Source organism: Pontibacillus sp. HMF3514 (assembly GCF_009858175.1).
GTDB lineage: Bacteria > Bacillota > Bacilli > Bacillales > BH030062 > Pontibacillus.
The window spans coordinates 3,870,763-3,887,964 of sequence record NZ_CP047393.1 but is presented as its reverse complement, the minus strand read 5'-3'; the positions used below and the strand labels follow the sequence as shown (position 1 = coordinate 3,887,964).

13 protein-coding genes are annotated in these 17,202 nt (G+C 38.7%); 1 reads left to right on the top strand and 12 read right to left on the bottom strand.

Features of this window, described 5'->3' with window-relative positions; all coding sequences use genetic code 11:
- Positions 1–65: 65 nt before the first annotated feature.
- The 8 genes from glmU to GS400_RS19540 all read right to left on the bottom strand — a co-directional run bounded on the left by glmU (position 66) and on the right by GS400_RS19540 (position 10,116).
- Positions 66–1,046, bottom strand: a complete 981-nt coding sequence (gene glmU / locus GS400_RS19575) for a bifunctional UDP-N-acetylglucosamine diphosphorylase/glucosamine-1-phosphate N-acetyltransferase GlmU (RefSeq protein WP_160104401.1) — start codon at positions 1,044–1,046, stop codon at positions 66–68.
- 27 nt (positions 1,047–1,073) lie between these two features.
- On the bottom strand, positions 1,074–1,226 hold the full coding sequence (locus tag GS400_RS19570; RefSeq protein WP_160104400.1) for a hypothetical protein: 153 nt from the start codon (positions 1,224–1,226) through the stop codon (positions 1,074–1,076).
- Positions 1,227–1,325: 99 nt separating this feature from the next.
- The gene (gene glmS / locus GS400_RS19565; RefSeq protein ID WP_160104399.1) at positions 1,326–3,158 is read right to left on the bottom strand and encodes a glutamine--fructose-6-phosphate transaminase (isomerizing); all 1,833 of its coding nucleotides are present in this window, start codon (positions 3,156–3,158) and stop codon (positions 1,326–1,328) included.
- Positions 3,159–3,283: 125 nt separating this feature from the next.
- Positions 3,284–4,636: a nucleotide sugar dehydrogenase gene (locus GS400_RS19560; protein ID WP_160104398.1), complete on the bottom strand. Its 1,353-nt coding sequence runs from the start codon at positions 4,634–4,636 to the stop codon at positions 3,284–3,286.
- A 74-nt stretch (positions 4,637–4,710) separates the two neighbouring features.
- Positions 4,711–5,175 (bottom strand): hypothetical protein, encoded by a 465-nt coding sequence (locus GS400_RS19555; RefSeq protein ID WP_160104397.1) that lies wholly within the window; start codon positions 5,173–5,175, stop codon positions 4,711–4,713.
- 93 nt (positions 5,176–5,268) lie between these two features.
- Positions 5,269–6,687 carry a glycosyltransferase family 2 protein gene (locus GS400_RS19550; RefSeq protein WP_160104396.1) on the bottom strand — a complete coding sequence of 473 codons (1,419 nt, stop codon included), beginning with the start codon at positions 6,685–6,687 and terminating at the stop codon, positions 5,269–5,271.
- 116 nt (positions 6,688–6,803) lie between these two features.
- Positions 6,804–7,964: a HEAT repeat domain-containing protein gene (locus GS400_RS19545; protein WP_160104395.1), complete on the bottom strand. Its 1,161-nt coding sequence runs from the start codon at positions 7,962–7,964 to the stop codon at positions 6,804–6,806.
- A gap of 10 nt (positions 7,965–7,974) precedes the next feature.
- On the bottom strand, positions 7,975–10,116 hold the full coding sequence (locus tag GS400_RS19540) for a hypothetical protein (RefSeq protein ID WP_236561078.1): 2,142 nt from the start codon (positions 10,114–10,116) through the stop codon (positions 7,975–7,977).
- Positions 10,117–10,393: 277 nt separating this feature from the next.
- Here GS400_RS19540 and GS400_RS19535 point away from each other — a divergent pair, with 277 nt between their 5' ends.
- Positions 10,394–12,259, top strand: coding sequence for a hypothetical protein (locus tag GS400_RS19535; RefSeq protein ID WP_236561077.1), 1,866 nt, complete (start codon positions 10,394–10,396; stop codon positions 12,257–12,259).
- 132 nt (positions 12,260–12,391) lie between these two features.
- Here GS400_RS19535 and GS400_RS19530 read toward each other — a convergent pair whose 3' ends face one another.
- The 4 genes from GS400_RS19530 to GS400_RS19515 all read right to left on the bottom strand — a co-directional run bounded on the left by GS400_RS19530 (position 12,392) and on the right by GS400_RS19515 (position 16,938).
- Positions 12,392–13,060: a response regulator transcription factor gene (locus GS400_RS19530; protein ID WP_160104393.1), complete on the bottom strand. Its 669-nt coding sequence runs from the start codon at positions 13,058–13,060 to the stop codon at positions 12,392–12,394.
- Between the two features lie 16 nt (positions 13,061–13,076).
- Entirely contained in the window at positions 13,077–15,413 is a 2,337-nt protein-coding gene (locus GS400_RS19525) for an ATP-binding protein (protein WP_160104392.1), read from the bottom strand.
- A 360-nt stretch (positions 15,414–15,773) separates the two neighbouring features.
- Positions 15,774–15,947 (bottom strand): competence pheromone ComX, encoded by a 174-nt coding sequence (comX, locus tag GS400_RS19520; protein ID WP_160104391.1) that lies wholly within the window; start codon positions 15,945–15,947, stop codon positions 15,774–15,776.
- Positions 15,948–16,011: 64 nt separating this feature from the next.
- Entirely contained in the window at positions 16,012–16,938 is a 927-nt protein-coding gene (locus tag GS400_RS19515) for a polyprenyl synthetase family protein (protein WP_160104390.1), read from the bottom strand.
- Positions 16,939–17,202 lie beyond the last annotated feature (264 nt).

The following is a 17,202-nucleotide window of genomic DNA, read 5'->3' as shown; positions in this document are numbered from 1 at the left end:
CTCCCTTTTATGAGTAAGAAAGTTTTAGCTCTTAGATGTCTATCTCCAGCTCGCTGGAGCTTTTCTTATGATCCGAGTGGGATGCTACAAACGTCATTAGTCATAGAGAAATTGTGAATCTTCATTTGATCTTTTACATCATAATCAAGTAAGTCAACATCAGGTCCAATGACACAATGCTTCCCAATACGGGTTTGTCCACGTAGATGAGTGCGTGGTTCAATCGTAGTGTCTCTTCCAATTACAACATCTGCTTCAATGAAGGTTGTCTTTGGGTCTACAATCGTAACGCCATTCTTCATATGCGTTTCTAGGATTCGTTGTTGCATAATCTGTTCAGCTTTGGATAACTGAATACGATCATTGATGCCAAGTCCTTCATCAACATCTTCCATAACGGATGCAGAGATGGTGTGTTGTTTGTTCTGAAGGATCTCGATAACATCTGGAAGATAGTATTCACTTTGATTATTATTTGAGTCTACTTCTTGTAGAGCAGAGAAAAGTAGCTGATTATCAAAGCAGAAAATCCCAGTATTCACTTCTTGTATTTCTTTTTCATCTTCGGTTGCATCTTTTTGTTCGACAATGCGTTTCACATTTCCTGAAGCATTTCGAACAATGCGTCCGTAACCAGAAGGATCTTCAGGAAGCATGGTTAAAATTGTACCTGCTGCATTTGTCTGGTGATGGTGTTTTAATAAATAATCTAGCGTCTTTTCTGTGATAAGTGGTGTATCGCCTGTGATGATTAGAGTAGTACCTTCTTTATCACCAAGAAGCTCTTCGCTCATTTTAACCGCATGCGCTGTTCCTAATTGTTCTTCTTGTACAGCGTATTTAACGGATTGGCCAAGTTGTTCTTGAATCATTTCTTTTTTATGGCCAACAACGGTTACAATCTCGTTCGTGTTTAAGTTCTTTAAATGATCTGTAATATGCTCAACCATAGGTTTTCCGCATACAGGGTGCAGAACTTTCGGTAAATCTGACTTCATTCGAGTGCCTTTACCAGCTGCTAGTACAACTGCATATGTGGAGTGCATAAGAAATCCTCCTTTATCCTTCGAGCTTTAGTTCGTATTTTGTTGATAGAAAGGTTGTAAGCTTTGGATCATTTCTGTGATGATTTGGTCCTCTTCGATGATATTGTTCCCGCTTACTTTATCATTGATATGCTGTAAGATTGTTTGAAGTCCTCGTTCATCTAGTTTTGTATTATTCATGATCCGCACCACCTTAATAGATTTATAGTTTTGCTTGAGGATTACGACATAAGCAATATCTCACTAGATATTGCTTATGAAGAATACTCAGTTTAGCTTTTATTCAACTGTTACACTTTTAGCTAAGTTTCTTGGCTTGTCTACGTCATTGCCTAATCCAAGAGCTGTGTAATAAGAGATTAGCTGTAATGGAACCACGGATAGAAGTGGCGTAAATAGGGACTGTGTTGCTGGGATGTAGCACGTTTCGTCTACATATTGCCAAATGTTTAAGTTTCCTTCCATTGCTAGTCCTAGCACTTGTGCGCCACGTGCTTTTAGCTCTTTGATATTTCCTAGCATTTTGTCGTAAAGTTCTTCTTGTGTGTTAAGTGCAATCACTGGGGTACCTTCTTCAATAAGAGCAAGGGTACCGTGCTTAAGTTCACCAGCTGCATATGCTTCAGAGTGGATATAAGAGATTTCCTTTAGTTTTAGAGAACCTTCTAAGGATACTGCGTAATCCATGCCACGGCCAATGAAGAATACGTGATTGGAGTTCTGAATAGACTCTGCATACCACTGAAGGCCTTTCACATGCTCTAAAATACCTTCCATTTGATCAGGTGTTTGTACTAACGTATCAATAAGGTTTTTCTGCTCTTGAGAAGAGATTGTTTCTTTGATTTGAGCCATATAGATACCAACCATATAGAAGGATAAAACTTGTGTTGTATAAGCTTTTGTTGATGCTACAGCAATTTCTGGTCCTGCCATTGTTAGAATGACTTCATTTGCTTCACGTGCAATAGAGCTACCTACAACGTTTGTGATCGCAAGGACGTTGGCACCTTTCTTCTGGCTTTCGCGTAATGCAGCTAGTGTGTCAGCTGTTTCACCAGATTGACTTACCACCATAACAAGTGTATTTTCATCAACGATAGGACGGCGGTAACGGAATTCAGAAGCGATTTCTACTTCTACTGGTGTGCGAGTAAGCTCTTCAATAACACCTTTTCCGATTAATCCAGCGTGGTAAGCTGTTCCGCAAGCTACAATATAAATTTTATTCCATTTATTTAATTGCTCTGGAGTCCAGTTTAGTTCTTCAAATTGTACTTGATGATTCTCAGCATCTACACGGCCAGCCATAGTAGTTTGAAGAGCTTTAGGTTGTTCATGGATTTCTTTAAGCATGAAGTGGTCATAACCGTTCTTCTCAGCTTGTTCCATATCCCAATCAACACGGAAGATCTCACGGTTTACTGGTTCATCCGTTTGAATATCTAAGAGTTTAACTTCGTCTTCTGTAAGGATAGCCAATTCCTCGTCTTCAAGGATGTACACATCACGAGTGTGCTCCAATACAGCTGGGATGTCCGAGCTAATAAGGTTTTCGCCTTCACCTTTTCCTACGATTAGTGGGCTATCATGACGAATAGCGAAAAGTTTGTCAGGATCATGTTCTGTTACAATTCCTAGAGCATAAGCGCCTTCTAATCTTTGTACAGCCTTTTTAATTGTAGAAATCACATCACCGTCGTATAGAGAAGTGAGTAGGTGAGCGACAACTTCTGAGTCTGTCTCAGATTGAAAAACAACACCTTGATCTTCTAATTCTTTTTTCACTTCTAGATAGTTTTCGATGATGCCATTGTGTACGATAGCAAAATCTTTATTCGTATCTGTGTGAGGGTGAGAGTTTTCATCGGAAGGACGTCCGTGAGTAGCCCAGCGTGTGTGACCGATTCCAACCGTACCTTGAAGCGGTGATTCGTTTAATAAGCTTTGTAGGTTTTCAAAGCGACCTTCAGCTTTGTTCGTTTGGATGGAGTCACCATTGTTTACAGCAACGCCAACTGAATCATACCCACGATATTCTAGCTTTTTAAGTCCGTTCATAATGATGTTTTGAGATTCTTGTGTTCCGATATATCCCATGATTCCGCACATAATGTCATACTCCTTTTTCATTCGATGTAATAGTTTTGTTTATTCAGATAATATAAGAATAATAAGTTCAGTTTTAGATAAACCTAAGAAGGGGGAGAATCCCGCCTTCTTGGTTATGATTTTACTTATAGAGCGATAGAGTTTTCTCTAGCGATTTTTGCCGTTGTACCAAATTTGTGAATATGAGGATAATCATAATCTTTGAATGCGTTTCTTGTATCAACGATTGGTACGCCAAGATTAGCGATTTCATTATAATCAAATGCTGCGTGGTTCGTTACAAGCACCATGCAATCATACTGCTTTAAAATATCCTTGTTGTAAGGAACAGATTGGACGGTATTACCGTCATCATCGATAAAGCTATCAGCGTGCGGATCGCAGTAATCAACATTCGCTCCGCTTTCTTTAAATAGCTCATATAGATAAAGACCAGGGGACTCACGAAGATCGCTGATATTTGGTTTATAGGCCATTCCTAAAATTAGGATTTTGGAACTGTTGATGGAACGACCGTAAATATTTAAGACTTGTGCTGATTTGTTTACGATTACGTCTGGCATATTATTATTGATGGATTGAGCTAGATCGATAAATTTACTGTAGAAGCGGAAGCCTTTTGCTTTCCAAGAAAGATACATTGGATCAAGTGGAATGCAGTGTCCTCCGATACCAGGGCCTGGTTGGAATTTCATGAATCCAAATGGTTTTGTTGCTGCTGCATCAATAACTTCCCAAACATCAATATCCATACGCTCACACATCATAGCGATTTCGTTAATGAAAGCAATGTTAATGCTACGGAATGTGTTTTCTAATAGTTTAGACATCTCTGCTACTTTAGGGGAAGAAACAGGTACCACCTGCTCGATGTAATTGCTGTATAGCATTACACCTAAGTCTGTGCAGGCTTCTGTAGCTCCGCCCATTACCTTAGGCATGTTGTGTGTGTTGAATTGTCCGTTACCCGGATCAACGCGTTCAGGTGAGTAGCAAAGGAAGAAGTCTTCGCCTACCTGGTAGTCTGCGCGGTTCAATTCACGAAGAATTAACTCTTCTGTTGTACCAGGGTAAGTGGTACTTTCAAGCGTGATGACCACACCTTTTTTCAAATGAGGCTTCATTTTTTCCATAACGCTTGTGATATAAGATGTGTCTGGGTCTTGGTTTTCGCTTAATGGTGTAGGAACACAGATGCTGATTGCATCAAGTTCACTTACAACACTGTAATCAGTAGTTGGATAGAAGTTAGAAGAGTCTAGAACACGTTGCACATCTTCATTGCTAATATCTGAAATGTAAGATTGACCTTGCTTTAATTGTTCGATCTTGTCTTCTGATAAATCAATACCGCAAACGTTGAAACCTGTTTTAGCCATTTCTACAGCAAGTGGCAGGCCAACATAGCCCATCCCCACAACACCAACGTTTGCTTGCTTCGTTTTAATTTTTTGAGCCAATTGGTTAAAATATTTCATTATAAATCCCTCTCTTTACTCAGAATTAAGGTTTTATGGTTCTTTAGAAATCTCGAATCTTTCTATTTTTCCAATCAACGATAAGGGTGGAATGTATTTACTTCAGTGTTCTGTCTGTGATTGTAAATGTTGATCTCCTTGGCTTCACTTTCGCTGATCATTTGGATCCATATCATAGAAAACATCATTTGTTCAGCGTGATGCCCATTTTCCGGAAAGCTCCCGATTAGTAGAGGGCCTTTTAACTGACCATTTTGTTCCAGAAACTCCTTCACATAGAAAGAGTAATCATGGGTGGAATCAAGGTGACAATCATCTAAAAGAATCCCTAACAATCCTTCTGATGCATCATAGCTGAATTGTGCGCCAACTTCTGGTTTCTGGTTGTGCATATGGTTCTCAAGTAACTTCAACTGCTCATCTCCCAAGTCGGCTTTTATAATGACAACGCCGCAAGCCAGACTACTAGCTTCATAATATTGGAGAAACTGTTGAAATGTCTTAAGGATGCGAGATCCAACACTGTAGGTCATGTCCATATTTAGAAACCCTCCTTATCGTGATTTTGTGATTGTACTTAAGGTTAAAGATGTCTAGCTCCTGCGCCCAGCAAAAGGGCGCAAGAGCTTATCTTATGCTGATTTGCTATCTTCATTAAAGCTCGTTCTTGTCATGGTGCCCCATGTGTTGTTTTTACGGAAGAAATCAATTTGACCGAGGAATCTCCATAGAATTCCAAGTTGACGGTATCCAAAGAACATTAGAATGGTGTACAAGAGCATCTTGAAGAAATCTCGAATTCTCGGATAGCGGTTGAATGCCATTTCTTCTAAGAGTAATGAACCCGCTCCAAGTAATGTTCCGTATAGTACATTCAATAGCATGAAAGTCGCTATGATAGGCCAGGCCGTCATGTCTAAAAGTGTATAACCGATAATGGATAGAAGACCCGTAATTTTGAAGAAAGGACTTAGCGTTTCAAACAAAATGTTGTATGGGAGTGTAAGCCAGCCCATAATTTTATATTTAGGATTCATAAACATATAAATTCCTTCTTCAATCATGTTCTTCAGGTTTCCGCGGCCCCAACGCTTTCTTTGACTGCCGAGGATCTTGAACGAATCTGGTGCTTGCGTCCAGCAAACTGCATCTGGACAGAAATCAATTCGGTAAGGAAGCTTATGGTGTAACATATGGCGGTGGAGTTTAATAATAATGTTCATATCTTCTCCAGGATAACCACCACGGTAGCCGCCAACTTCTACAACTTTATCTTTTCGGAATACGCCAAATGCGCCGGATACAATAATAAGACCGTTCATTTGGCTCCAACCAATTCGTCCACCGATAAAGGCTCTTAAATATTCTACGGTTTGCATCATCGGTAGTAGTTTTTTCGGTAAGCGAACGTTTTTCACTACTCCGTTTTCAATCTTGCACCCATTTGCGATGCGGACGTTTCCACCAATTCCTACCGTTTCTTCTGGACTTTCCATATACATGCTTGCTATTCGAATAAGTGCATCTTTTTCTAACAAGGAGTCGGCATCAATTGAAGAGATTAATGGATAGTTAGAGTGGTTGATTCCAGCATTTAATGAATCTGCCTTACCGCCATTTTCTTTATCAATAATATAAAGATTAGGATAGACCGGGTTATAATAGATGCCTTTGACATTACCTGTTTTAATAACACCTTCTTTTTTGGAAGGGGGCAGGTATTGTAAGTTAAATTGCTTTCTCAGAACGTTTATTGTGTCATCGCTTGAGCCATCATTGACGACAATAACCTCATAGGTTGGATAGTTTAGAGCGAGTAACGATTTTAAGCTTTCTTCAATGGTTAATTCTTCATTGTAAGCAGGTACCAAGATGGAGATAGGCGGTACATTCTTGGAATCTGATAATTTTTCAATATTGGTATAGGATTTGCGTTTGATGATGCTGAATATACGTTTAAAGGAAAACAGCATGATCGTTAAATAAATCGAGTTTATCGTGAAGACATAGAACATGGCGAATAAGCCATACCCTAGTAATATTTCCCTCATATCGGACTCCTTTCCTTTTGTTTACCATAGTGTAATGTTTGTGGCTAGAGGGCCACTTTTAGCTCTAGCGCCCAGGGATTCATATATTCCCAATACGGGCGCTTAGGTTTTTGATCTTACATAGCTGGAGTAAGTTGTTGATCTTCGCCAAAGTGTTGTTTAAAGATATACAATTTATGATCGTAATCGGAACTTTGTTTCATTTGTTCAGCTTTTGAAGCTTGGATGCTAAGCTCTTCATGGAGACATTCCAATGCGACATCAGCACCAGCTTGATTTGTTTGAGCAACTTTACATAGCATCTCGAACCCTGATTCTCCTAGTTTTAGTAGACTGCGAGCACTAGAACGGGCTACTGTCCAATTTTTGTCTTTAAGTCCTTCTTCAAGGAGACTGGTGTATTCAGTCTTTTTCGCATCTCCTATCCATTCAGCGATAAAGGAGCGAATTTCCCAATCTTTAAAGCGAATGAACTTTTGAATTTCACTGGCTGAGCACGCACCAGAATAGATTAATAATTGAACCGTTAGCTCACGTACTTCTTTATCCTCTGATGTGATGAAAGGGAGGACTTGGCTGTGTAAATCAGGTGTAGATTCTTCCATCAAACCGAGTAGGGCAACTTTCGTTAATACAGGTCGTGATTCTTTTAATAACTGCGTATAGATGACTCTTAAATCTAGTGATGATTCTTGTGAGATATCAGTGATTAATGCGTAATTATTGTGGTTATCCTCTGATAAATGAATAATCATGTCTTTAACTTTTGCTGGTTGATCGGATGTCTGGGCAATAGATCGAGCTATGATGAACATTGTAGAGTCTCTTTTGTTTCGGTAAAGTAACTGAAATAAAGGATCAGTAGCTTCTGGCGCTCTCATAACTCCAAGGTTGTAAGCTGCATCCACCTGTGTTTTATGGGATAGGCTTTTCAGTCGTTTAAGATTTAGCTCAACTAACCCAAGATCTTTACATAATATTTCAAGCTTTGTTTGTTTTTCGCCTGAATAATGGTGTATCCAATCGAATAAAACCTGCTGTAGTACTTGCTTTTCAAACTTATTTAAGGGTTTGTCTGGTAAAGGGAGTCGATCTTTTTGCTTAAGATCAGACTGAATTGTATCCAGATACTCCTGAAACTGCTGTACACATTTTTGCGTTTTCTTTTGGGTTTGTTTTTTTCGGATCTTCATGGCTAGGATAATAAAAACATTTATTCCTAAGATTGCAAGGAGTCCGTATATAGCCCAGTAGGCCATATCTAAATTGACAAACATTGAATCCCTCCTATTTATTTGTAGATTGAAAGGCTTTCTTCATGGTGTAATAACTGCTCTTTAGATGTTCGTAGTAATCTACTTTATCCCAGGTTTCCCATTGATAGATTGGTAACTCTGAAACGGGAACAGGATTTTGTTTTCCTAAACCTTTTACGGTTTCTTTGTTCTGTTCAACGATCCATGGTAGGATTCGTATTCCTTTAGATTTTTCTGTTGAAAATGAGTTATTTTCTGTAACATCCTCATAGCTGATAGCCTTTCGTTTACTTGGGTCAGAAAATCCTAACATTGCCCAAGGGATTTTTAACTCTATCGATTTATCCTTGGCTTGCCAGAGTATATGAGAATTAAAGGTTTTGCTCTCTGGATCTGTGCTGCCCTTATTCAGTTGAACTGTAACGTCATCGAAAGGAACAGAGAACTTGGAATGCGGCGGATCAGTTTTTAAACTGAGTGCTAGCTTCCATGGTTTGAAAATTCCAGAGTTTTCCTTCGAGTGTTGCTGCTTAACATCTTTCATGCCATAGCTTTCTCCATAAAGGCGTTGATGGAAATCATAATTAGAAGCTACTTTTATGAAACTTTTTTCTTTTTTGCTTAATTGAATTATGCTTTCTAAGCCTTTATCTAATTTCTTATCCCCTAATGGTTTACCTTGTCGGTTTCCACCGGGTAAGGAATCGATTCCAAGATAGAGCGTTTGTTGCTCTGGTTGATAGGGCTGAGAAAGGGTGCCGTGAATGTATAAATAACCTTCATCATGCGTGACCCAAATATCTTCCCAACCTTTCCGTTTCATATCTAGTTTTTCTTTATCTTCTACATTTTCCCAATCGTCTGTTTTGCCATCAATTTGGATGTCATCGGTTTTACTTGGATACATCCCTAAGACACCAAAGGATTGTTCACTTGATAAAGCATTATACCAGTAAGCTCTTCGGTCAGGATTGTCATAGAACATAGTGTTCCATGTTTTTTTGAACCATTCGTCTTGCCAAGAGAATAAAATGGCTCCTGCATAATCTTCTTGATAGATGTTGTTGAATAACTTTTTGTTAATTTCACCTTGCTGTTGTTCTGTATGTCCTCCCTGATTCCACTCATTCTCTCCAATATGAGAGGAACCAAGAGAGGAAGGAACTCCGAATTCAGTAACCATAATAGGGAGGTCGTTATGGTAATCCTTCAAATCCCGGAGATAACCTCGATAGTTGTTTGATTTTCCGTTCGGACCTTTTACTTGTTTGTACTGATCTGAATAACGGAAAAAATCTGGATAATAAGGGTAAACGTGATAGGAAGCAAAATAACCGGCTTCCCATTGGTTTGTTGTAATTTGTGTTGCATCCACTTCAATGGCATCTTCCATTGGAAATGGTTCTTTTGGATGTTTCAGAGGGTCGGTGGTTACCCAGTTTGTAAAGGTCATTGGGTGTTCCCAACCGCGCTTCTTCTCTAACGCTGCTGTATAATTCATGAGTTCTGCTAACCAATTTTCAAAAGAAGAAGCCTCTGATTTAGATTGAAAATGGTTCCCTTTAAAGGATTTACCATTATTTTTTTCGTTTGTTTTCTTCACCATCTTCGGATCCCATTCTGTACCAATATGCCAAGCAAGTAAGTAGGGTGCAGCATTTACGGTATATTCACCGCTTGCATTTCCGTGTGATTCCGGAAGCGTGATGTCTCCGTATATAGCTCCAACCGCATTTTTTAATTCCTTTTTAAAAGCATTTGTCACTTTTGAAGCATGTGCATTTTGAGTTTCATCAAGTTCATTTACTGGCGACCAAACCCCTTGCATGAAATAGAGGGGATCTTCTCCATGATTTTGGTTGAACTCGACAAGTGCTTCGTAAAAGACAGGATCGTGAATGGTATAGATCCGAATGGTATTAGCCCCCATTTCGTGAATCTGTTTGAACCACCTCATATAATCTTCTTTCTTAATAGGTAGCTCTCCAGGATAATGTCCAGGAAGAGAGGCACCTACATTTACGCCTTGTGAAAAGAAGGGGGACCAGGATTGGTTTTGATAGACTTGGATCTTTTCATCTTTTGTTCGAAATTTCATCTGTGTTCCATCTTTTAGCTTTAACGTTTCAATGTCGGGGGAAGCTGCATCACGCATATAACTAAAGATCCCCAAGGCGATTAAAAACAAGGTAAAAAGGAACAGACCCTTGTATTTAATAATAGGTGCCTCCTTTCTCAGACATATAGAATGTCGATTTCAATGACGAATGTACTCAAACTTCAATTTTTTGACTTTTTTGAAAAATTCTCCTTGAATTTCATAAAAGAAACAGTTAATTTGAAGATGGGTTATCTATTGAGTACGTTTATAAAGTTAACACGGCAATGAAGGCTTTACATCGAAAACCATATTTCGGAACAGCGAATTCTTTTTTCGGTATCCTCTTCGGATGATTAGGGAATACTTGGGATCGTTCTTCTATAAAGCTACGGTTTACATAGGTTTGTTGCTTGTTTCGGTGGTATTTTCGAAGATAAGTCTTGCTTGGTTAGCTTACTCTAAAATGGAAAAGATGGAGGAACGTATGTATAGAAAAACACTAATCTTTGGGATTTTATGTAGTATTCTAATGCTTTTAACGGGGTTTTCTCATCCAGGCAATAAACAACATGCGTTATGGGTGAAGCAAGCTGATTTAAACACTGAAACTGAAGACATATTGCAGCTAAGCAAGAAACGGGAGCTTAATCAGATATACTTAAAGATTAATAGACAAAAAACATACGACTATTATGAAACATTTATCCGTAAAGCAAATGAAGCTGGAATCGACGTGTATGCTTTTGGCGGTAAGCCTTCCTGGGGCTTAAAGGAGAACAACTACGAAAGTCTAAGTTTTGCCTATTGGGTAAAGGACTATAATAATTCGGTAGCTGAGAACGCAAAAATGACGGGCGTTATATTTAAAGTTTTACCTTATAAACTACAAGCGTGGACCGAAAACAAGACGGCAATTTTAAAACAATGGAAAAATAATATGCAAGCAGCATATGAAGAAGCAAAACTAAATAGCTCATTAAAAGTTAGCGTGGCAATGCCCTTTTGGCTAGATAGTATCGAAACACCTGGAGAATCTAATATGCCATTTAGTACATGGCTTATTCGCCAATTTGATCAAACTGCAGTTCTAGCTTATCGAGATACAATGGAAGGGCCAAATGGTGTAGTTGCACTAACTGAGGACGAATTAAAAGCTGCTAATGAATATAATAAAGACATTATGATTGGAGTTAGCTTAGAAAACTCAGGTAATGATGTTGTTTCATTCCATGGCGAGGGTGTAGATGATATGTATATGCACCTGGATGTTTTAGATAAACATGTCACTCAATCTTCTTATGTAGGTACAGCTATTGATGATTTTCAGAGTTGGTTGCAATTAAGCCCACTACCTGAAGAAGAGGTCGAAACTTCTCCGAAAGAAGATAAAGAAGAGTCATCGGAATCACCTCAAGACGAACAAAAAAGAGGAACCTATATATGGCACGCGAGCAACTTGATTTCAGAGCCTGACCAAATTATTCAATTCGCTAAAGAGAAAGACCTTAACATGTTATATACACGTTTGGATTTAAGGCAGCCATTCTCCAAATATCAGGACTTCATGGAAAAAGCTCAAGAGGCAGGTATTGAAGTTCATGCTATGGGAGGACATCCTAAATGGGCGCTGGAAGACCTTCAACCACGCATTATGAAACTTGTGAATTACGTGAAAAAATATAATGGTGAAGCAACTAGCGCCCAAAAGTTTGATGGAATTCATATTGATGTTGAGCCATATACGGTAAATGGATGGAATCGTCACAATGATGAAAAGCTAAAAGAGTGGATGGATAACATCAAACTCTTTGTAAAAGAGTCAAAAGAAGGTACAGATTTAGAAGTGAGTATGGACCTTGCCATGTGGTGGGATGATCGAAAGACACCAGGCAATCCAGATCTTCCATTTAATAAATGGGTCATGAAGCAAATGGATCACACTTCAGTTATGGCATTCCGTGATTATGCAGAAGGTCCGGGCGGGATTTTATATATGACGGAAGAGGAAGTTAAACACGCTAATAACCTTGGTAAACCAATTGTACTTTCATTAGAAATGCGCCCAAGCCTTATCAATAAAATCACATTTGCAGAAGAAGGAAAAGCGAAGATGAGAGAGCAGATTGATGCTATGGAAACCAACCTGCAAGATGAATCTTCGTATGAAGGGTACATGATCCACTCCTATGAATATTGGAAAGAAGCTAAAGAATAAACAATAAGGTGCTGCTCCCAGGTTGGGGGCAACACCTTATTTTTGGTGTACAAAAAGATATTAATAATTGCAAGAAAGCTAGTATGCAATAATTTATAAAGAGTTAAAGAGTTCGCTTATGCTAATCTTGGATTACTCCTCTTCTACATCATCAGCAATAATGCCCCACTGCTTAGATTTCAGCACAGCTTCGGCTCTTGACTTTACATTCAGCTTTTTGAAGATCTCCGTCAGGTTGTACTCAATCGTACGTTGACTTTGGTAAAAGTCCTGAGCAATTTCTTTATTACTTTTACCTTTGGCGACCTCTTTCAAGATTTTTTGTTCTTTTGAATTAATGGAAACATCCTTCATTTCCTCTTGTTCTTGCGCCTCAGCCTCAGGAGCTTGCACTTCAACGCGACGTAATTGATTGAAAAGAGATTGCGGTAAAATGACTTTTCCTTCAAGTGCACAATGAATGCATGTCAGGAGCTGGTGCCGAGGTTCAGTTTTGCTAACAAATCCTGATACACCAGCCTCGACAAGCGTATTAAAGTAAGGTCCAATATCATGTCCTGAATAGATGACAATGGGTGCATTTTTTCCCATAGAGCGTACTTCTTTTATTAACTCAATTCCATTCATGCCAGGCATGCGTAAGTCAAAAAGCATGAGATCAAAATCTTGCTTTTCTATGATCTCTAGTGCCTCTCCAGCAGATTCCACAATGGTAACCACCATGTCCTCTTCTCGTTCAATCATTAATTTGGTTCCTTCCCCGACGGAAGGGTGATCATCAACTAATATAATGCGTATCATGATTTCAGTCACCATCCTATTTTAAGGTTTTATAAGGGTTTTGGTTCTTGATCTCTAGAAACATAGCAAGCTCGAATCCGCCTTCACTTGATGAAAAGAATTCTACATCCCCCTGTAAACTACGAACTCTTTGGCGAATTCCGGCTAAGCCCATGCTTTGCGAATTGTTACTCAATTCTTGTGGAGGTAGACCGACACCATCATCCTTGTAGTTTAAAACCACCATGTCCCCTTCACTTTTTAAATCAAATTGAACGAGTTGTGCCTTCGAGTGCTTCAGTGCATTATTTAAGAGCTCTTGAACAATTCGATAGATCGCTAAGGAATGCTCATGATCTAGTTGCTTTGTGAATTGACTACCTTCGAATGTTATAAAAAAGTTTGCATGTAAGCGGTAGTAATCCATTAAATGCTGCAAGGCTTGTACGATTCCAGTTTCTTTTAAGAACGGCGGACGTAAAAAGGTGCATGTATCTCGTATTTGTTGAACAACATCCAAAAGCCCCTCTTTTACTTGGCTTAACGTGCGTTCTGTTGGAGGAGAGAGCTTCTCTTCTTCTAAAAGCTCCTCAACTTTTCGGTACCAAACCAATTGTTCTTGAAGTGCCGAATCATGAAGATCATAGGCTAGCCTTGCACGTTCTTTTTCGGATAGGTTGAATAACAAGCGTAACAGCCAAGAAGGTGCTTCGTTGTTTTGATACATCGACTGCTTGAGTTCCTCGGTAACTCCTTCGATTAGTTGGAAGTTTTGATACACAATCCCAGTGTAGTGTGCCATTGTTTTAAGCCAGCTAATTTCATCCTGGTTAAATGGCGTATGATTCAATTTATTGTCCACCCAAAGAATATGTAATGACTCATGTCTTTCACTGATTATAAAACATTTTCCTCTAGCTAGACGGACGATATCTCCGGCTTCATTTACATCATTGTTTTCTTTATATTGATAACGAAAACCATGTTCAGGGAATCCTTTATCCCCCTCAATCAACTTAAATGATGCATCTGCTTTGTGAAATTGGACTAAAGAAACAGATGCGACAGGCAGTACTTCTTTTACTTCTTTTATCAAACGAGAATCCAAATCCTCTCGTTTTAAAATGTTCGAGATATCCTTTGTGAACTGGTCTAAACGATCCTGGAAATTATGTTTCTTGGACATAAAACGTGGTTTGAAACCGAATCGTTCTTCTAAATAGAAAAATAGAATACAAGCTGCATAGATGGAGAGCGTTAAACGTATCCAACCAACAATTGTAATGTCCGTAACGACCAGGGTTAGTGGCCCAATAATTAAGACTGTTAATAAAACAGATATAAATGAGTAATAGCGTAATCTGCTATTAATAAAATCGATATCAAATAATCGGTTCGTTAACACCAAGTACAGGAAGAAAATGGGTAAAAATATAATGAAAACGGCAGATACAGGTGGAGGGATGATGTCCACTCCAAAGAAAGAACTAGGTAATGCCGTTAAGAAGATAAACGGGAAAAAGGATACAACTATACCGAAAATCATATTTTGGAAAACGGGCTTATGAATGGTTTTTCTATACTTAAAGTAATAGATTACAAGAACGGCTAAACACCAAAAGATTTCAAATGAAAATAGGATCAATTGAGCGTTTCGAATGATGGAATATAGGCCACCAATATTGAAAAAGAAGGAAAACGTATCAATTAAAACTATTAATAGGTTGACCCCATAGAGAATAATGAGTGTGCGTAAACGTATAAAATAAATGCGATAGCGTAAAAAGTACGTCACAAGAAAGTGTAAGAAAAGTGTAGGTGTCATCATAAATGATAGACCAGCAATAAAACGAGCAATAATATCTGCTCGCGCTGAAGCCCCTGCACTCAGGTATCCTAATCCGACATTAAGGAAAAACAGACTGAGTATAAGCGCCGTCCGATCTTCTTTTTTGCGGGCATAGATAAAGCTTGATAGAGCAAATAGAATCACAAAAACAATCGATGGAATTATAGTGTGATATAAGAGGGTATCTGAATTCGTAGGTGGAAAGGTTGTGTATTCAGACTCTACCCCTTTTTTTCTAGTCTTTAGTTGTTCGATATCTCCAATGACACCATACCGGCGTATAGAACGGTGCTCATCAGGTTGCTTACGATTAACTTCTACTAATACCTCACCTCGTTGAATGTTATGGTGGCCTGCCCAGCCAATAGGGTCAACAGCACTAACTTCCCATTGCCCTTCTTGGTTCTGGTTTAAATTAATGCCTATATAGGTTTGAGTCATCGTAACGTAAACTAAATACAAAGCCATCAGTAGAATCAATCCGGTAAGTCCGGCTGTGTAGACTTTTCTTTGGAATAGCTTCATGGTTTCAATACCTTTCTTTTACATGCTTATTAGTAAAGCGTACGCGCCTGTTTAGCAACGACAGGACTGGACTGAGCCCGTAGTAAGATAAAGGAAACACAAATTGTGAAGCAATTTGATGTTGACTTATCGTACGGAGAAAGTATGATCGACTAAGTTCGTCACGTCCTGTGACAACGTCGATCTGACCCACGTCGTGTGGGCCTAAGTCCTTTCGTTGCTGGGCGCTAGAGCTGGATCTGGCTGCTTTGTGAGAACAAAAATAGCCAGAGTAGTATCTGGCTATTTTCACTTCATCTATGATGTTCTTATGATATGTGTCTTTTGAGGCTTCTAACCAGATGCCTACGTTTTTCATTTCTATTTCCAATAGCAGATTCCAAGTACAGTATTCTCTTGGCTATTTTCCTCAAATACATCAAGGATAGCAGCCTTTTCAGTTTCTGATATGCCGGCCAAGCTAGCATTTCCTTCGCGGACTTGTTTCAAAAGATCTGGACTTTCAACTAGTTTTTCAACAACGGTTTGTAACATAACGAATTCCTCCTTTGAAATGTACCAATTGCCCCCTTGTCTATCATGCAATTGATTAGGTGAACTATATTTGTTCGATTAATTGCATAAGTTTATGTCTCATTTTTGAATTGGTATCAATTTCTTCTATATGTTGAATGGTTTTTCGTTGATACACCCGTTTTAAAACTTGAACGTACATAATCGATGATGAGTTCCTGATCCAATCAAGTAACTCTCTCTTATTTTCATACATATATGATTTATCGACGAGACCATTATAGTAACTTCGAGCCCATTCTGCATACTCGTTATTTTCTTCCAAAAGTTTCAGGGTAGGAAGTGTATGTTTTTTGTAGAGTAGATCGTTTTTTGTATCTCCTCTTATGACATCTTGAATGTCGTTCTGAATCTGAGCCGCAATACCAAAGTTCGTGGCATATTCTAAAACTTGTTCATGTTTATCAGGTGTTACTAAGGATACCCCTACAATGCATGCACAAGCCATAAGTGAACCAGACTTGTTATGAACCATTTGGAGATAATCATCTTCAGTCTTTATTTGTTGCTGTAAGTCTTGATGTTGCCCTTGTACAGCTTTTAAAACTTGCTGGTTCATATATTGGATAGCGTCTCGTTTTCGACTTTCGTCAAAGGTCGTGTTTGAAAGCATCTGCATGCTTAAAATCAGAAGCCCTGTAGCAATATTCATCGAGATGGTTTGCTGAGTTTGACACCATGGTTTGTCCAATGCATCTTGATCTTGTAAGTCATCAAAAATATCCAGAGCCAAGACCATGATTTCAACAGCAGCACAAGCTTGAAAGATGCTTGAGTGTTCTTTACCACCAAACATCTCGTAATGAAGTTTCGTGAGAGAAGCGAAGGAGAAACCTTCCTTTTTCTTATATTCAATAAATTTAGAGGTGCGCTGCTTCAAATCGTTCACACTAAAATTGCTTTCAACGGCTGAAAGCATGAACCGAGCGATTTTTTCATCTTGATTAGACATATCTCACCATTCTTAATTTCTAAATTGTCTTTCAATTAAACATAAGCCTACCATAATTGTTCGGAAATTGAATAGGTAGGAAAGTAGCGAGAACAAAGTTATATGAAAAGGTGTAAAAAGGGTGGATATAAAGTAGTTTAAGTTAGTCACGCCAAAATATGTATGCGTATACAGAGTGGTTGGGAAACTATGTAAAACAAGTACTTTAAGAGGGGGACGTTGGTCTTAACGTGATGTTGTAGATAAGCGTAAGAAAAAGAGCTT